2 protein-coding genes are annotated in these 2040 nt (G+C 37.0%); both read left to right on the top strand.

Going from position 1 to position 2040, the window contains the following annotated elements:
* On the top strand, nt 1-389 hold a 389-nt coding region (locus tag U9Q18_02795; protein MEA3313285.1), incomplete at its 5' end, for an SsrA-binding protein.
* Nucleotides 386-2040, top strand: a 1655-nt coding sequence (locus U9Q18_02800; protein MEA3313286.1) for an SH3 domain-containing protein, incomplete at its 3' end; no start/stop codon positions are given. The genes U9Q18_02795 and U9Q18_02800, both read left to right, overlap by 4 nt.

Below are 2040 nucleotides of genomic sequence, written 5' to 3' on the forward strand. Positions count from 1 at the left end.
ACACAAAGGAAGCCGGTATCCAACTGGAAGGGTACGAGACGAAATCTGTGAGGGCTGGAAAGGTGAATTTGCATGGCAGTTTTATAAAGGAAAGAAACGGCGAATTTTTTATATACAAGATGTTTATCGCGACAAATCCTTCGGCGCACAATGTAAAAGGTGAAAGACGGCGGCGGAAGCTTTTACTTCACGAGTATGAAATTATTAAATGGAGTTCAAGAGTAAAGGAGAAAGGATATACAATTATTCCTCTCGATGTTCATACAGCGCACAATCGGATAAAGGTGAAAATTGCACTTGTGCGTTCTAAAAAGCTGTTTGGCGACAAGAGAAAAGAAGAGGAAAAAAGGATAAAAAGAGAGATAAGCAGGGTAAGGAGATTAAGATGAAAAAGATATTATCTGTCATTTTATTTATTATGATTATTTTCACATTTGTTCCAATAGCTAATGCCGCTGGATATTATTTGATAGAGGTTAGTGTCTCTTCTGTAAATATAAGAAGTGGACCGGGAACAGAAAATAACATTTTATATCGGGCAGATAGAGGAACTTTATTGGAACTTCTTTTTACTCAGAATAATACTAGAGGTGAAAAGTGGTATAGGGTGTATGATTTTAATAAAAATACTACAGGATACATTGCCTCATGGCTTACGCGCAATATAAATATTACGATACAGGGAGAGGATGCAGATTTTGACGCAGAAGTCTTTGCGGATGTGTTAAACGTGAGGGTAGGACCTGGCGTGGGATTTGCTATGGTAGATGTATTAAATAAGGGCAATGTGGTTAGTGTGCAGCGGATTATAAGGAGATCAGATGGAGAAACATGGTACAGGTATCAGGATAAAAACGGGAAGTATAGATATATTGCAGGTTGGTATACCAAAAAAGTAGAAAAGATTCCAGAAACTCCTCCAGAAACTGGTGATGAAACTTCCAAAGCAACGGCTTTGTACTATATAAATCTCAGAGAAGGACCGTCACTTGACTATATGAGAATAGATCTGATAGACAAAGGAAGTGAATTGCTTGTTGTGGGCATTGCAAGAAATGAAGAGACAGAAATTTGGCTGGAGGTTCAGCACAAAGGCAAAATTGGGTGGGCATATGCTCCTCTTTTTGATGTTGTTTCATCTCCTTCGTTAGATCTATCTAAAATAGGTAGTGAAGGAAAAGTAGAGGACGTTGTCAATGTTAGGGGAGGTCCTTCTACAAGTTATTCTGTGCAGACTGTGTTGAAACCTGGAACAAATGTAATGATTAGAGGCGTTGGAGAAAATGAAAAAAAGGAAGTCTGGTATGAAATAAATGTCGGCGGAGAAACAGGATGGGTTCGTTCTGACTTAGTTATTACTAGCGATAAAGGAAAAAGTGAGATAAACAAAGTAACCTGGACGATTGTGTCTAACGGAATAGATATTGTGATTAAGGGCAAAAATTTATCTATTCCTTCTTTATCTATGTTAGAGAATCCTGTGAGACTTACAGCCAATTTTACAGGCACAATTGCGGAAAATGAGAATGCTCTTTTGATTAATCTTCCTCCGATTATTCGTGTGCGATGGGAACAATTAGGTAGTTCTGTGTCGGTTACTACGGATTTAAATAACAGGGTTCCTTTTAAAGGAGAGATGAAAGATAGCCAAACTTTTATACTGCATTTAGAGTTACCTAAAGTTGGTGAGAAGAGAATAGATTTTTCTGGCACGGGGATTTATGCCTCTGTAGAAAATTTAGACAATAAGGAGTATTTGAGTTTAAACGATTTTTTGAATTATTTTAATACAGAACCTATTGTGCAAGATGGAAATGTTAGTATAAGTTTATTTGGAGAAAAAGCAGTAGTTGATAAGAGTAAACTTTTGGAAAGGAACAGAGAATTTTTTATCTCGTTAGACCTTCTTTCGGTAACATTAAATGTTTCAGTTGTTTCTACAGATAAGGTAATTTATATTGATCCGGTGCTAATGGAATACAAAGAAGAGGTTGGGAAGTTTTTGCTTACGTTTTCTGCACCACCGAAGGTCAAAAAGGA

Source organism: Caldisericota bacterium, assembly GCA_034717215.1.
Taxonomy (GTDB): domain Bacteria; phylum Caldisericota; class Caldisericia; order Caldisericales; family Caldisericaceae; genus UBA646.